Raw genomic sequence first — 14,597 nt, 5'->3', positions numbered from 1 at the left:
GCGGCCACAGCCCGCAGGACATATTCCTGGCCGGGTCATTTCTCGATGAAAACGCCGGGTCAGGTCTCAGCGAAAATCAACACACTTAGCCATAGCGGACTGCCCCCCGAAGAGGGCCACAATCCGGTTAACGGGAGAGCTTTTACCGGTCATTCCGGTAAATCTTCTACCGGTAATATCCGTTATTCGTCAACCGTCAAATGCGGTATTTAGTGCCATGACCCGTGGCCGCCCTACCAAAGTCCATTTCGCCGACCGCCCATCTTGGGCAAACCGCCTTGTGGCGGCGCGGAAACGCGCCGGACTATCCCAAATGGCGCTGGCTAAAGCCGCAGGACTTTCGCAGTCGGCCATCGCTGATTACGAGGTGGGTCGGTCAGAACCCGGCTTCCGCGTGATCGAGCGGATAGCAGAAGTTTTGCAGGTAGACCGCGATTTCCTGACCAAGGCCACGAGTGTTAGCCGAGAGAGCATCGAGCGTGACCTCGAACATCGCAGCAAGATGGCCGAAGGCGATGAACTCTCAGTCTATCAAGACGGGGAGAAATACGATGGCGCATTCGTCCGCACCGCCGAGAAGGTTCACTCGATGCTTACCGAGGAGATGCCTCACACCAGGATTTCGATGGCGGCGGTCATCTCGATGTCTAGGATTGCGTGGCGAATGGCGATGATGATGAGTGGTGGCCAGCCGACAGATGAGGTGATTGCTGCGGTCGTTTCCCTGCTACGCACGGCCCAGCGGACCTTCGCCAGGTTCCCTGACGCGACGGGCGACATGGTTATCAACGAAGACGACGACATGGACGAAACCGGCATCGACCGGTCAGATAAACCGGATTAACCGGTTTTTCGGTTGACGTCACCGGTTAATCCGTTAATTGTGGCCTCCGTACCCCACGGAGGCACCCCATCGTGCGTTCCAATTCCAACTCTCCCGACCTGCTGGTCGCGGCCCCACGGCTGCTCGCACCGCAGGAGAATTCCTTCCTCGCGCCGATCGTCACCATCGTGGACGGTCAGGCGCGAGCCGACAGCCGTGACGTCGCTGACTTCTTCAGCAAGGCACACAAGAACGTCCTGCAGGCGATCCAGAACCTGCACGTCAGCGACGACTTCCGCCGGCGCAATTTTCAGCCGTTCAAGATCAATGACTTAACAGGCGAGAGCCTGTCCCATGTCTCCATGACGCGGGATGGCTTCACCTTCCTGGCCATGGGCTTCACCGGAGCGACCGCCGGCGCGTTCAAGGAAGCCTTCATCAAGCGCTTCAACGCGATGGAGGCTCAGCTTCGGGCGGGCAGCGTTGCCCCCGCTCCGTCTCGTGTCCCTCCCGTCAAGGAGGTCGCGGCCACCTTCCGCGCCTACCACGGCATTGCCCGTCTGGCTGGTCTCGACCGTAACCAGGCGTCCTTGTCTGCCGGCCGGGCCACCAAGGCCGTCACCGGCGTGGACCCGTTGGAAGCCCTGGCCATCAGGCACCTCGTCGCTCCCCAGCAGGAGGCGGCGCTGACACCCTCCGACCTGGGCGCGCGCCTCGGCGGCAAGTCTGCTGTCGTGGTCAACAAGCTCCTCGCCCAGCGTGGGCTGCAAACCAGCCACCGCGCCGCCAAGGGCCAGCAGTACTGGCAGCCAACCGCCGCGGGTGAACCGCATGCCGTCTGGCTCGATACGGGCAAGCACCATGGGAATGGCACCCCCGTTCGGCAGCTCAAGTGGGCTGCCTCCATCCTCCCCCTCATCGAAGGAGACGCTTCGTGATCTCCGCTCCCTTCTCTGCCCGCGCGGCGGTCTCGCGCTGTCTGACCCGCGCGATCGAAGCCGCAGATCGCGGTGACCGGCTGGAGGCGCAGTACTGGCAGTCCCTTGCCGCTGCGGCCCAGCGCCGTGTCTCCACCCTTCCCGCCCCGCAGCCCAGCCTGGCGGTCCGGCTGACGCGCGTGGCCGCCCTCTTCACACGCCGCATGGAGCGTCTCGCATGAGCACGCGCACTCAGCTGAAGGCCAAGGCTTTCACCGCGCCGCCGCCGGTCGCCACCAGGGCCGCGTCGCCAGGCAGTGTACTGCCGGCGGGCTCCCCCGATCGGCTCACCAACCTGGAGATTGTCCGAGCGGCCCGTCCTGCGGGTCACGACACTCCTGAGATCTGGAACGTAGTCTCCGAAGACCGGGCATTGCTTTTGATCTCGAGAGACAGCGCGGACCGGCTGGACGGTGCAGCATCGGCCATCGGCTACTTGCAGACCTTCTTCGGCGCCAACGACCGCTCGCCAGCACTCACCTTCATCGCGGCGTCCCTGAAGGACCAGGCGCGATTGCTGCGAGCTGCCGCGGGTGCCGTGTGGGACCGCTCGAAGGCTCAAGATGCCGCGTACGATGCTGCGGCCGAGTCAGACGATGCCGACCTCCTTGCTGATCACGCCCGGTTTGACGCGCTCGAGAGGCGGTTCCTTGACCTGATGGGAGGTGAGTCGGGTCCCGAGGGCGACAAGGTGCGTGAGAGCCAGATCAAGGCCGTTCAGCGTCGCCAAGGCTCCGTGCTGAACCGCATGTCAAAGAAGCAGGCGCAGTCCTGGGCCGGTATCGCGGCCCGCTACCGCTCCCTGATGCTCTATGATGAAGAGTTGGCGCCAGCGAAGCGCGCCTCCGATCCGGGAGAGTACGAGTCCCGGCGCCTGCTTGCGATGCTGCTGCGTGACCTCGGCGACCTCCTCGCGGTCCAGGGTCTCCTCGATCCGCGAGAGTTACCGTGATGGAGCACATCAGCTCTGTCCTCGCCCGCGTCCTGGCAGAGATCGAGGACAAGATGTTGGAGGCGTCTGCACCGCCGGCCTCTCCCTCTCCACCACCCCCTCGCCGCCCGGGCCCGCCGCATCACTCTAGCCAGGAGCACCGGCCGTGAACGCAGAGAAGAAGCGGCAAGCCCTGCCTGCCGCCGCTGCGGCAGCCCTTCTTCCTGGAAGCCGCAGAGCTATCGAGGAGATGATCGAGCGCCTGATTGCCCGGCTCGACGCCATGGATGGCGATCCGGATATGGAGCCGGACCACGACGGCGAGGCAGAGCCTGATGAGGCCAGCCTGCAGCCGCTGACGATGGCGCGTGACGCGAGGCCGGCTGCGGTCCATACCCGAGCGCGGAGGGCGGCATGAACGCGATCAGCAAGACCCGCCGCCCCTCAGTCCGCGCCGTGGCAGCTCATGAGTGCGGCCATGCCATTGCTCGTCTGGTGCTCAACGACATGTTGGGGCTCGGATGGCCGGTTGTCCGATCGGTGTCAGTGCTGCCAGAGCAAGACTGGATAGGGCGTGTGCAGATGAATGCGCGCGTGCCGATCCAGTACGCCGATCTTCTTCCGCCCGCGGCCCCGCTGCTTCGCGCCGTGCGCTTCGACATCATCGAAACACTGGCTGGACCCATCGCAGAGATGCGCCACGCCCGCCAGAATGGGCTGGACGGCTATCTGGCTCGGCGCGCCGGCATAAAGGAGATCCTGGGGCTGGACGCGCCATCGCTGGAGGGCGGCGACATCGACGATGTCGCGCTCCGCCTGCGTTTCCTGATGCGCCATACGCCGGGCGAGCCTGCCGAGGTTCTAACGAAGCTGTGGGAAGCCGCCTGGGAACTGGTGGAAGTCGAATGGCCTGGCATCAACACCATGGCCAGGGTGGTTGCCGCTGCGGGCTCGATGGATGGCGACCGCTTCGAGGAAACGTGGCGCCGCCTTGCTAGGCCGCCCCTCAAGCGGCTGGAGAGGAAGCGGCGGAGCATTGGTACCAGCGCCCTTTCCTGGGCTGGCGAACTGCGGGCGGAGGTGCCGGCATGAGCGAGAACTCCGTGACATCTATTGACCTCGTTGCCCTGGAGGAAGCTCTCCAGGATCTGCGCGAAGCCTACTCGTGGCTCTGGGCTCAGCGCCACGAGAGCCATGGCTGGCCGCAGGAGCAGTTCCCGATCATCAAGCTCTTCCGGGCCGGGGAGGATCTGGGGCTGCTGGCGGGTGTAAACCTGGGAAATTCCCAGGATTACATAGGATTTGAAAACGGCGGAAATGGCGAGGGGATCACCCTTTCTGCCAGCGATATCAACGCCGTAGACCCCGATTTGGCCTCAGAGGGGATCACCCAGAGCACCACCTCCGCCCTGGCCGATCTCAAGGCTGCGCTGGAGAAGCTGAGGACTGAGTTCCCCAACATCTGGGAGACCCGATGCAATCAAGAGCCGACGTGCGCAGTGCTGGAAGTCTTCCTCGCCGCCGAACGCGCCGGCCTTCTGACCTCCGATCCGGGGCCGAAGGACCCCACGGGCGAACTGCGCGAAGCCTCAGAAGGCGCCTTGGCAGCTTACGAGGGGATTTTTGGCAGGTCCTGCTGGAATGACCGGGACCGCACGGCCTTCGACCGGCTGCGCAGGGCCCTCGCCGCCATCCGCAGCGGGAGGGGATGATGCACCAGATCGACCAAGCCAAGCGGGTCCGGCGGATGGAGCGCATCGACGCCATGCCGGAAGACATCCGCCGCTGCGTCCACGACTTCGGGCTGACCATTGTGGATGCCTTCACCCAGTGCGGCGTGACCAAGGGCAAGCACATCCGGCATCTCGTCGAGACGGTGCGCGCCGGCTCCTATCAGGGCGCGCTGGATGGGGCGGCGATGAAGCCCGCCATGCCGCCGGCCGAGAGGAGGCCCGGTTGATGCTGCAGATCGAGGTCGCCATCCACTATCTCGCTCTTGGAATGGGGTACGGCCTGATGTGTGTCGGCGGCCTGACCCTGTTCGCCGCCAGTGCCTGGTGGTGCTTGGATAAGGTCGCCGCCCGCCTCGGATGGGCCCGCCTCTTCTACAGGCACAGCAGGACGATCATGGCTGCCGAGCGCGCGCGGCAGGATCGTGAGCGCCTGGAGGGCAGAGATGCCAGCCCGTGAGCCGACCCGTCGCTTCCTGCTGCCGGCGGGCATGGAGCCTCGCTACCTCTCGCGGGAGGAGGCCGCCGCCTACCTGGGTGTGTCGGCCGACACCTTCGACGATGAGGTGGCATCCGGCATGTGGCCGGCCGCCCGCCGCCGCGGCAGCAAGGGCGCACGCCTGACCTGGGACCGGAAGGTGCTGGACACCTATGCCGACCAGGCGGCTGGCATCCTACCCTCCCCTTCCCCCGAGCCGGAACCCGCCTTCAGCGCCCCGGCTCCGATCCGAGCCCTGGCGGCCGACGCGAGCCCGCCACCGCCGCTCCACACCCAGCCTAAGCTGACGGCCGAAGCCGCAGCCCTTCGAGGTCTTCAGAATGCCCCGCCCCGCAACCGGCCTAAACACCGTCAGCCGACGCCGGCCTGACGGCACGGTCGAATTCACCTGGTATCACCGCAAGAGCGGTCTGCTGATTGGCAAGAGCCGGGACGGCTGGACCAAGGAGGCCGCCTTGGAGCGTGCCGCCTCCATGGATGCCGAAGAGGTGAAGGCCGGCCCGCCCTCCGGCAGCTTCGGAGAGCTGTGCGCCTTCTATCTGTCCGACCCCCGGTTCGTCCGGAAGGCGGAGAAGACCAAGCGCGACTACCGGAAGCACATCGAGCTGATGCGGGGCATGTGGGAGGCCATCCCGGTGACTGGCATCACTCGGAAGGTGGTCCGCGCCCTGCATGCCCAGTATCAGGACCGACCCTGGCAGGGTAACGCCCTGCTGCGGACCCTGCGGCTCCTGATGAACTTCGGCATCCATGATTTGGAGATGCCGGGGCTCACGAAGAACCCGGCCGACCGGCCCTCGCTGTACGAGACCCGGGCCCGAGACCAGATCTGGGATCAGCACCGGATCGACGCCTTCATGGAGGCTGCCAGGGACTATCCGGCACTGCGTCGCGCCTTCGCCCTGCTCCTCTATACGGTGCAGCGGCCGAGCGACGTGCTGACCATGGCGCGGCCGATGGTCTTTGAGCGGGATGGGCGGATCTGGATCAGGCTGCGGCAGGCCAAGACCGGCGCCCTGGTGGACGTGCCGTGTCATGAGAGGCTGTCCGCCGAGCTGGTGGCCCCGAACAGCGGTGGGACCATGCTGCTGGTCAGCAGCCCGCGCGGGAAGCCATGGAGCTATCGGAACTTCGCCCGTGCCTGGGATCGGGTGCGGCGGCTGGCCAACTGGCGCTTGGCAAGGGCCGCCATCGTGGCACGCGGCGGCCTGCCGCCCAGGAGCCGGCCAAAGGAGCGTGAGGCGGCCAAGAAGCACGTCCGGGCGCAGATGCTGGCCGACCTGCAGCGGCGCGACCTGCGTCGCACAGGCATGGTGCAACTGGCCATCGCTGGGGCGACCACGCCTCAGATCGCGGCTCTGTCGGGCCACTCGATCGACCAGGCGCAGAAGATCCTGGATACCTACCTGCCCCGCCGCGGCGAGGTGGCTTTGGGCGGCATCGAGAAATGGGAGGACGGAGGTGACCGGGTTGTCGTGCTGGCGAAAAAACGCCGCTGACGTAAGCAACAGGGTGTTGCAAACAGTCCTGAAATGCAAAACGCCCCTTCGCGGGGCGTCTCGTAACCGACTGATTAAAAAGGGAAGAGATGGTGGGCGCTCACGGGCTCGAACCGTGGACCTACTGATTAAGAGTCAGCTGCTCTACCAACTGAGCTAAGCGCCCATCTCTTTTTCCTTCAGGGCGTTTGAGGCGCCCCGTCGGTGGAGGGGGCTTTTAACGCCTCTGGCGGGATTGGCAACCCCCCTAATCACGTGCCGCGCCAAATTCTGCATCGCGATGCACATAGACCGACATCAGCAGCCCGCAGCCCAGCATGGTGGTCAGCATGGCGGAGCCGCCGTGGCTGATCAGCGGCAGCGGCACGCCGCCCACCGGGATGCTGCCCGTCACCATGGCGATGTTCACGAAGACATAGAGGAAGAAGTTCACGCCCAGGCCCACGGCCACCAGCCGCCCGTACTGGTGGTGGCAGCAGATGGCCACCATCAGCGCGAAGGCCACCACCAGCGCCAGCAGCAGCAGCGTCGCCAGCGCCCCCACCAGCCCGAATTCCTCCGAGATCATGGTGAAGATGAAGTCCGTCTGCTTTTCCGGCAGGAAGTTCAGGTGCCCCTGCGTCCCCTGCAGGAAGCCCTTGCCCCACAAGCCGCCGGAGCCCAGCGCGATCTTGGACTGGATGATGTTGTAGCCAGCGCCCAGCGGGTCACTTTCCGGGTCCAGGAAGGTGGTGATGCGGGCGCGCTGGTAGTCGTGCAGGTGCTCGTAGGCAATCGGCGCCGCAACGCCCGCCGCGGCCAGGATGGCGGCGAATTTCCACCAGCGCACGCCGGCGGCCCAGAAGACCGCGCCGCCCACCATCAGCGTGATCATGCCGGTGCCGAGATTGGGCTGCTTCAGGATCATGCCCACCGGCACCAGCGCGGCGATGACCGGCGGGATCAGGAAGAGCGGGTTGCCCACCTTCTCCCAACTCGCGCGGTGGAACCAGGCGGCGAGGCCCAGCACCAGCATGATCTTCATCAACTCCGAAGGCTGCAACTGGATCGGGCCGATTTCGATCCAGCGTTGCGCGCCCTTGCCGACCTGCCCGTGCAGCGCCACCAGCACCAGCAGCGCGACGCCCCCGGCATAGCCGAGCCAGGAGAGCTTCGCGATGACGCGGATATCGATCATGGCGATGGAGAGCATCATCACCAGCCCGAAGGCGAAGCGCAGCGCGTGCTTGCTGGCATAAGGCTCCGGCGCGCCGCCGCCCGCCGAGTAAAGCGCCACATAGCCCACAGCCGCGATGGCGCAGAGCAGCAGCACGAAGCTCCAGGGAATCAGCCAGAGCTTCTCCAGGATGCCGGCGCCGCGGTCGCGGGTCAGCAGGCGGCGCTCGAAAATCGCGCGGGACATCATCGGCGGGGGTTTCCGGGGGGCCGCTGGGCCTCTGCCAGTTGGGATGCGGGGTCGGCCTCAGCACTGGGGCTGGGAGGGGCATTGCCGCCCCGGAAACGGTTCAGCACTTCCACCATCACCTCCCGCGCCAGGGGCGCGGCGGCGGCGCCGCCCGCCGTGCCGTGCTCCACCACCACCGAGACGGCATATTGCGGATTATCGTAGGGCGCGAAGGCGACGAACAGCGCATGCGGGCGCCATTCGCGCGGCATGTTCTCCACCCGGAAGCCGCGCTCGCGCTGCTCCCGCGAGACGCGGCGCACCTGCACCGAGCCGGTCTTGCCCGCCAGCACGCCCACCGAAGCCGGCAGCTTGCCATTGGCACCGGTGGCGCCGGGCTCGTTCACCACCGCCCACATGCCCTCGCGCATCAGCTTCAGGTCGCGCTCCGGGATGCCTAGCTCGGGCCAGTCCTCGGGCTTGATGCCACGGGTGGGCTTGCCGTTGATGCTGCGCATTAGGTGCGGCTGCACCGCGCGGCCGGTGGCCAGCCGCGCCGTCATGGTGGCGAGCGAGAGCGGCGTGAACTGGTAGAAGCCCTGGCCGATGCCATGCACCACGGTATCGCCCAGGTTCCAGGGCTTGCCCTGCTTGATGCGCCAGTCCCGCGTGGGGGAGAAGCCGCTGCGGGTGCCGGGCAGCTCGATATCCAGCGGCACGCCCATGCCGAAGCGCTTGGCCATGGCGGTGATCTTGTCGATGCCAGTGCGCTTGGCGATCTCATAGAAATACACGTCGCAGGAATGCTTGATGGCCCCGCGCATATCCAGGCTGCCATGGCCGAAGCGGCGCCAGCAGTGGAAGCGCGTGTCGCCCAGGTCGTAATGGCCGGGGCAATAGATGCGCTCCGTCGCCGTGACGGTCTTGGCCTCCAGCGCCGCCAGCCCCACCACCATCTTGAAGGTGGAGCCCGGGGCATAGAGGCCGTTGGTGGCCTTGTTGATCAGCGGCGTGGAACGGCTGCGCGTCCATTCCTTCCACTGCGCCGCCGAGATGCCGGAGGAGAACAGGTTGGGGTCGAAGGAGGGCTGGCTGGCCAGGGCCAGCACTTCGCCATTGCGGGCGTCCATGACGACCACGCTGGTGCCTTCCTCGATCTTGTCGCGCACCACCTTCTGCAACTCGGCATCGATCGAGATGCCGACATCCTGGCCCCGCGCGCCCTCCCGCCGGTCCAGTTCCCGGATCACGCGGCCCACCGCATTGACCTCGAACTGCACCGTGCCGGCATTGCCGCGCAGCAGCTTGTCGTGGAACTTCTCGATGCCGGAACGCCCGACGCGGATGCCCGGCAGCTCCAGCAGCGGGTCGCCGTCCATGTCGGCCTCGGCCGGCGGGGCGACATAGCCGACCACATGCGCCAGATGGTCCGCCCAGGGATATTGCCGCGTGGTGCCGACATCGACGCTGATGCCTGGCAGGTCGGGGGAATTGACCTCGATCCGCGCCATCTCCTCCCAGCTCAGGAACTCCCGCACCGTCACGGGCACGAAGCGGCGGCGGCGGCGCACCTCGCGCTCGATCCGCGCCCGCTCCTGCTCCGTCAGGGGAATGAGGGCGTTGAAGGTCTCCAGCGTGGCATTCACGTCCTGGGTCTGCTCCGCCGTCAGCAGCGCGCGCCAGTTCAGGTCGTTGGCGGCGATGACGCGGTTCTGCCGGTCCAGCACCCGGCCGCGCGGCGGGGCAATCAGCCGGGCGGAGATGCGGTTCTCATCGGCGAGCGTCGCATAGCGCTCCCCCTGCTCAAGCTGCAGTTTCTGCAGGCGGTAGCCGAGGAAGCCGAGCAGGCCCGCCTGGCCCGCCCCCAGCATCAGCGCCCGCCGCGTGAAGACGCTGCGGCGCCGTTCTTCCTCTCTCTTGCTCATCTCAGGCCAGATCCTCGGCCCGCTGCATGGCCTTGTGCAAGCGCGTCAGCAATGCGGCGATCGCGGGGTAGAAGCCCGTGCTGAGCGCCCAGGACACCACGCCGGGCATCACCGGCGGCAGGCGAGCATTCAATGCCGCCTGCAACACATAGCCCAGCAGCGCCGCGCCGGCGGCGAAGCCGGCGAAGGCCAGCCAGACGGTCAGGAAGGATTGCCGCGCCAGCGGGCGCCGCAGCCGCAGCGCGAGGCCATGCACCACCAGCATCGTCAGGATGCCGATGCCCAGCGGCGCGAAGCCCAGCAGGTCCTGCAACAGCCCGATGGCAAAGCAGATCGGCGGCGACATGGCGGCCGGGCGGAACAGCGACCAGAAGAAGACACAGGCTAGCGCCACCGCCGGCAGGGCCGAGGGCAGGCCCACCGGCGCCGCCGAGGCCACCATCATCAGCGCCGTGCTGCCGGCCGGGAAAGCGGCGCGCGCCAGCGCATCCAGCCGGCTCAGCAGGCCGGGGGCAGGCTCACGCCGTCCTTTGATGGCCATGGGCTTTTCAGCGCTTCCCGCGCGGCTCGGGGCGGGCCACGGATTCCGGCGGCAGGATGCCGGTCAGGCCGAAGTCGAAGATGCGCAGCATGTCCAGCCGGTCCAGCCGCGCGAAGAGTTCCACCTCCGCCGTGCCGCCCTCGGTCCAGCGCACCACGCCCACCGGCAGGCCGGCGGGGAAGACGGAGGCTTCGGCGCTGGTCACCACGCGCTCGCCTTCCTTGGGACGGGTGCCCTCGGGCCAGTGCTGCAGGCGCGGGTGGTCACCATTGGTGCCGGCCATGATGGCGCGCGCCCGGCTGCCCTCCAGCGTCACGGGGATGCGGCTGTTCATGTCGGTCACCAGCAGCACGCGGGCGGAGCGGCTGCCCACCTCCGTCACGCGCCCGGCCAGGCCGCGCTCATCCAGCGCCACCTGGCCCTTGCGGATCTCGACGCCCGGCGCCAGCGCCAGCAGCACGGCGCGGGCATAGGTGCCGCCGGCATCGGCCACCACGCGGGCGGTGCGCAGGCTCCAGGGCGCCTCGGGAATGACGCTGAGCTGGCGCCGCAGCAGGGTGTTCTCGGCTTCCAGGGACAGGGCGGCGGCCTGCCAGCGGTGCAGGCGGTCGTTCTCCTCCCGCAGCCGCGCATTCTCTTCCCGCATTGCCCAGAGCATGCGGGCCTCCTGCACCCCGTTGCGCAGGGCGTTCACCGGCTCGGCCACCACGGCATAGATGGGGGCCAGGGTATCGGCCAGGGCCATCCGCGCGCGGTCCACCAGCAGCGTGTCCGCCTTGCCGATCAGCATGGTGCCGAAGGCAAGGGCCACCAGCACTGGCAAGGACAAACGCGACAGAGCCTGGCGCAGCGGAATGCTGAGACGGATCAAGCGCGGACTTCCTCAGGGCAGGATGTCGGAAGAACGTCCAGAATAGCGATTCGTCAGGGGCCCCGCAGTCTGAGCCCCAGCTTTTTTAATACATGGAGGAGAGGACGTGGCGAAGCCGCTTCATCTCATCCAGCGCGCGCCCAGTGCCCAGCGCGACGCAGGCCAACGCATCCTCGGCCACCGAGACCGGCAGGCCCGTGGCCTCCCGCAGCACCTGGTCCAGCCGCTGCAGCAGCGCGCCGCCGCCGGTCAGCACGATGCCCTTGTCCACGATATCGGCGGCGAGTTCCGGCGGCGTGTTCTCCAAAGCCACCTTCACGGCCTCGACGATCTGCGACACCGGCTCGGCCAGGGATTCGGCGATCTGCCGCTGGCTGACGATCACCTCGCGCGGCACGCCGTTCATCAGGTCGCGGCCACGCACCTCGGTGACCGGGCCTTCCTCGTTCCAGTCCGGCAGCGCGGCGGCGCCGATCTCCATCTTGATCCGCTCGGCGGTGCTCTCGCCGATCAGCAGATTGAACTGGCGGCGAATGTAAGAAATGATCGCCTCGTCCAGCTTGTCGCCGCCGACTCGCACGCTGCGGGCATAAACAATGCCGCCGAGCGAGATGACGGCCACCTCGGTCGTGCCACCCCCGATATCAACGATCATGGAGCCGGAGGGCTCGGTCACCGGCAGGCCGGCGCCGATCGCGGCCGCCATCGGCTCCTCGATCAGCAGCACCTTGCGGGCACCGGCGCTCTCGGCGCTTTCCTGGATCGCGCGGCGCTCGACGGCGGTGGAGCCGGAGGGCACGCAGACAATGATCATCGGCGAGGCGAAGGAGCGGCGGTTGTGCACCTTGCGGATGAAATGCTTGATCATTTCCTCCGCCACCTCGAAATCGGCGATGACACCGTCCCGCAGCGGGCGGATGGCCGCGATGTTGCCGGGCGTGCGGCCCAGCATCTGCTTGGCTTCCTCACCCACCGCCAGCACCTGCTTGCGGCCGCGGATATCGGCGATGGCGACCACAGAGGGCTCGTTCAGCACGATGCCTCGCCCCTTCACATAGACCAGCGTATTGGCCGTGCCGAGGTCGATGGCCATGTCGGCCGAAAGGAAGCCGAACAGGCGAGAGAACATGCTGCGAACCTTCCGGGAGAAAAAGCCGCGTGACAACGCGGAAAAGGCGCCGTGGATTACCCGCCCGCGCGCCCGGGCTCAAGCTGCAATCTATGAGTGCAATGCAACCCAGTGCCCAAGCCTGCGTTTCCGAAGCGTAGATTGCAACAGCTTCAGGATTCACGCCCATGCGCAAGTCTTCTCTCGCCCTGCTCGCCCTTGCTGGCCTGAGCCTGGGCGCCTGCGGCTACTCAACCGGTGACCGCGCGGCTTCCGGCGGCCTGCTGGGCGCGGGCGCTGGCGCGGCGGTTGGCTCGCTGTCCGGCAATGCCGGCACGGGTGCGCTGATCGGCGGCGCGGCGGGTGCCCTGGGTGGCGCCGCCACCAGCCCCAACACCGTCAACCTCGGCCGCCCCGCCTGGCGCTGAGCCGGACTGGCCGCCCCCGGGCGGCCGTCTGAAACGAGAAACGGCCGGCCCCATCGGGACCGGCCGTTTTTCATGGCCCTGGGCTGGCCTCAGCCAGCCTGGGCAGGGGCCAGGATCTCCGGCGGCGCGGTGCGCACGCGCTTGGCCAGCAGCTTGTTCAGCGCATGCACATAGGCGCGGGCGGAAGCCACGATGGTGTCGGTATCGGCGCCCTGGCCGTCCACCAGCTTGCCTTCCTCCTCCAGCCGCACGGTCACGCGCGCCTGGGCATCGGTGCCGCCGGTGACGGACTGCACGGCGTAGAGCTTCAGTTCCGCCTTGTGCGGCACCACCTGCTGCAGTGCGTTGAAGGTGGCGTCCACGGCGCCGTCGCCGCCGGCCACGGCGTCGCAGCGCTCGCCATCCACTTCCAGCACCAGGCTGGCGGTGGGGCGGGTGCCCATGCCGGTGGCCACCGTCAGGGCCAGCAGCTTCACGCGGTCCTTGATGCGGACCACCTCGTCATCCACCAGGGCGACGATGTCCTCGTCGTAGACAACCTTCTTGCGGTCGGCCAGGTCCTTGAAGCGGCGGAAGGCGTCGTTCAGCTGGTTGTCGCCCAGCGTGTAGCCCAGCATCGACAGCTTGTCGCGGAAGGCCGCGCGGCCGGAATGCTTGCCCATCACCAGGGAGTTGGTGGTCCAGCCGACGCTCTCCGGCGTCATGATCTCGTAGGTCGCCTTGTCCTTCAGCACGCCATCCTGGTGGATGCCGCTCTCATGCGCGAAGGCGTTGCGGCCGACGATGGCCTTGTTCGGCTGCACGTCGAAGGAGGTGATGGTGGCCAGCAGGCGGCTGGTGCGCAGGATGTTCTGCGTCACGATGCCGGTGGAGAAGGGAATGACGTCCTGGCGCGTACGCAGCGCCATCGCGACCTCTTCCAGCGCCGCGTTGCCCGCGCGCTCGCCGATGCCGTTGATGGTGGCCTCCACCTGCCGCGCGCCGGCATGCAGCGCCGCGATGGTATTGGCGACGGCCAGGCCCAGGTCGTCGTGGTTATGGGCGGAGAAGATCACGCCATCGGCGCCCGGCACGCGCTCCCGCAGCATGGAGAAGATGCGGGCGATATCCTCCGGCACCGCGTAGCCGACGGTATCCGGGATGTTGATGGTGGTGGCGCCGGCCTTGATGGCGGCCTCGACGCAGCGGCACAGGAAGTCCGGGTCGGTGCGGCTGCCGTCCTCGGCGGACCATTCCACGTCGGCCACGTGGTTGCGCGCCAGGCTGACGGAATTGGTGACGGCTTCCAGCACCGCCTCCGGCGTCATGCGCAGCTTGACGCGCATATGCAGGTCGGAGGTGGAGATGAAGGTGTGGATGCGCTGACGCGCGGCGGGCTTCACGGCCTCCACGGCGCGCAGGATGTCGCCGGGCGCGGAGCGGGACAGGCCGCAGACCACCGGACCACCCTTGGCGAAGCGCTGCGCGATGGACTGCACGCTCTCGAAATCGCCCTGGCTGGCGATGGGGAAGCCGGCTTCCATGACATCGACGCCCAGCTCGGCCAGGGCCTCGGCCATCCGCAGCTTCTCCTCCAGGTTCATGGAGAAGCCGGGGGACTGCTCACCGTCGCGCAGCGTGGTGTCGAAGACGATGACGCGGTTGTCGGCAATGGTGCCGAAGCTGGGGTGGTTGATGGCCATGATACGTGTCCTTCGTGTGACGAGCCGTGCAGCGCCGGAGCCCATGGCCCCGCTGTCCCCTTGGGGAGGGGTCCCCTGAGCGATGCCGGCAGGTCAGCCGGGCGTCACGCCCAGGGGCGGCTAAGTCGAAGGAGGCGGAGGCCAGAAAGGGCGCGCAGGTCCGCGGCAGCGGCGAGGCCGTCCAGCAGCGGGTTATGGC

General features: G+C 67.3%; 19 protein-coding genes and 1 tRNA gene. 13 read left to right on the top strand and 7 right to left on the bottom strand.

What is annotated here, in order from left to right; all coding sequences use genetic code 11:
* From EBE87_RS29830 to EBE87_RS20650, 12 genes are all read left to right on the top strand, one after another.
* On the top strand, window positions 1–213 hold a 213-nt coding region (locus EBE87_RS29830; RefSeq protein WP_233553218.1), incomplete at its 5' end, for a hypothetical protein.
* Between the two features lie 4 nt (window positions 214–217).
* The gene (locus EBE87_RS20695; RefSeq protein WP_120638498.1) at window positions 218–844 is read left to right on the top strand and encodes a helix-turn-helix domain-containing protein; all 627 of its coding nucleotides are present in this window, start codon (window positions 218–220) and stop codon (window positions 842–844) included.
* A 71-nt stretch (window positions 845–915) separates the two neighbouring features.
* Complete coding sequence (locus EBE87_RS20690) at window positions 916–1,761, top strand: Rha family transcriptional regulator (protein WP_158600886.1); 846 nt, start codon at window positions 916–918, stop codon at window positions 1,759–1,761.
* Window positions 1,758–1,982, top strand: a complete 225-nt coding sequence (locus EBE87_RS20685) for a hypothetical protein (protein ID WP_120638496.1) — start codon at window positions 1,758–1,760, stop codon at window positions 1,980–1,982. The genes EBE87_RS20690 and EBE87_RS20685 overlap by 4 nt, the downstream gene beginning before the upstream one ends.
* Window positions 1,979–2,752: a hypothetical protein gene (locus EBE87_RS20680; protein ID WP_120638495.1), complete on the top strand. Its 774-nt coding sequence runs from the start codon at window positions 1,979–1,981 to the stop codon at window positions 2,750–2,752. Before EBE87_RS20685 ends, EBE87_RS20680 begins: the two co-directional genes overlap by 4 nt.
* Window positions 2,753–2,897: 145 nt before the next feature.
* Window positions 2,898–3,149: a hypothetical protein gene (locus EBE87_RS28725; protein WP_147465033.1), complete on the top strand. Its 252-nt coding sequence runs from the start codon at window positions 2,898–2,900 to the stop codon at window positions 3,147–3,149.
* 164 nt (window positions 3,150–3,313) lie between these two features.
* A complete protein-coding gene (locus EBE87_RS20675; protein WP_120638494.1) occupies window positions 3,314–3,823 on the top strand; it encodes a hypothetical protein in 510 nt (169 codons plus the stop codon).
* A complete protein-coding gene (locus EBE87_RS20670; protein WP_120638493.1) occupies window positions 3,820–4,443 on the top strand; it encodes a hypothetical protein in 624 nt (207 codons plus the stop codon). Before EBE87_RS20675 ends, EBE87_RS20670 begins: the two co-directional genes overlap by 4 nt.
* Complete coding sequence (locus EBE87_RS20665) at window positions 4,440–4,691, top strand: hypothetical protein (protein WP_120638492.1); 252 nt, start codon at window positions 4,440–4,442, stop codon at window positions 4,689–4,691. The genes EBE87_RS20670 and EBE87_RS20665 overlap by 4 nt, the downstream gene beginning before the upstream one ends.
* Entirely contained in the window at window positions 4,691–4,921 is a 231-nt protein-coding gene (locus EBE87_RS20660) for a hypothetical protein (RefSeq protein WP_120638491.1), read from the top strand. Before EBE87_RS20665 ends, EBE87_RS20660 begins: the two co-directional genes overlap by 1 nt.
* Entirely contained in the window at window positions 4,908–5,330 is a 423-nt protein-coding gene (locus tag EBE87_RS20655) for a helix-turn-helix transcriptional regulator (protein ID WP_120638490.1), read from the top strand. Before EBE87_RS20660 ends, EBE87_RS20655 begins: the two co-directional genes overlap by 14 nt.
* Window positions 5,281–6,459 carry a site-specific integrase gene (locus EBE87_RS20650; RefSeq protein ID WP_120638489.1) on the top strand — a complete coding sequence of 393 codons (1,179 nt, stop codon included), beginning with the start codon at window positions 5,281–5,283 and terminating at the stop codon, window positions 6,457–6,459. Before EBE87_RS20655 ends, EBE87_RS20650 begins: the two co-directional genes overlap by 50 nt.
* 90 nt (window positions 6,460–6,549) lie before the next feature.
* Here the strand turns inward: EBE87_RS20650 and EBE87_RS20645 are convergent.
* From EBE87_RS20645 to EBE87_RS20620, 6 genes are all read right to left on the bottom strand, one after another.
* Window positions 6,550–6,625: transfer RNA gene (locus EBE87_RS20645), tRNA-Lys, on the bottom strand.
* 81 nt (window positions 6,626–6,706) lie between these two features.
* Entirely contained in the window at window positions 6,707–7,864 is a 1,158-nt protein-coding gene (gene rodA / locus EBE87_RS20640; protein WP_120638488.1) for a rod shape-determining protein RodA, read from the bottom strand.
* Window positions 7,861–9,768 carry a penicillin-binding protein 2 gene (gene mrdA / locus EBE87_RS20635; RefSeq protein WP_120638487.1) on the bottom strand — a complete coding sequence of 636 codons (1,908 nt, stop codon included), beginning with the start codon at window positions 9,766–9,768 and terminating at the stop codon, window positions 7,861–7,863. Before mrdA ends, rodA begins: the two co-directional genes overlap by 4 nt.
* A gap of 1 nt (window position 9,769) precedes the next feature.
* Window positions 9,770–10,309: a rod shape-determining protein MreD gene (gene mreD, locus EBE87_RS20630; protein ID WP_199707393.1), complete on the bottom strand. Its 540-nt coding sequence runs from the start codon at window positions 10,307–10,309 to the stop codon at window positions 9,770–9,772.
* Between the two features lie 7 nt (window positions 10,310–10,316).
* Window positions 10,317–11,180, bottom strand: coding sequence for a rod shape-determining protein MreC (gene mreC / locus EBE87_RS20625; RefSeq protein ID WP_120638486.1), 864 nt, complete (start codon window positions 11,178–11,180; stop codon window positions 10,317–10,319).
* A gap of 85 nt (window positions 11,181–11,265) precedes the next feature.
* Window positions 11,266–12,309, bottom strand: coding sequence for a rod shape-determining protein (locus EBE87_RS20620; protein ID WP_120638485.1), 1,044 nt, complete (start codon window positions 12,307–12,309; stop codon window positions 11,266–11,268).
* A gap of 167 nt (window positions 12,310–12,476) precedes the next feature.
* Between EBE87_RS20620 and EBE87_RS20615 the strand changes: the two genes are divergently transcribed.
* Window positions 12,477–12,716: a YMGG-like glycine zipper-containing protein gene (locus EBE87_RS20615; protein ID WP_120638484.1), complete on the top strand. Its 240-nt coding sequence runs from the start codon at window positions 12,477–12,479 to the stop codon at window positions 12,714–12,716.
* Window positions 12,717–12,805: 89 nt separating this feature from the next.
* Here EBE87_RS20615 and EBE87_RS20610 read toward each other — a convergent pair whose 3' ends face one another.
* A complete protein-coding gene (locus EBE87_RS20610; protein WP_120638483.1) occupies window positions 12,806–14,398 on the bottom strand; it encodes a 2-isopropylmalate synthase in 1,593 nt (530 codons plus the stop codon).
* Window positions 14,399–14,597 lie beyond the last annotated feature (199 nt).

The organism is Teichococcus wenyumeiae (assembly GCF_003696345.1).
GTDB lineage: Bacteria > Pseudomonadota > Alphaproteobacteria > Acetobacterales > Acetobacteraceae > Pseudoroseomonas > Pseudoroseomonas wenyumeiae.
The sequence above is the reverse complement of the archived record's forward strand: the minus strand, read 5'-3'. Positions and strand labels throughout refer to the sequence as shown.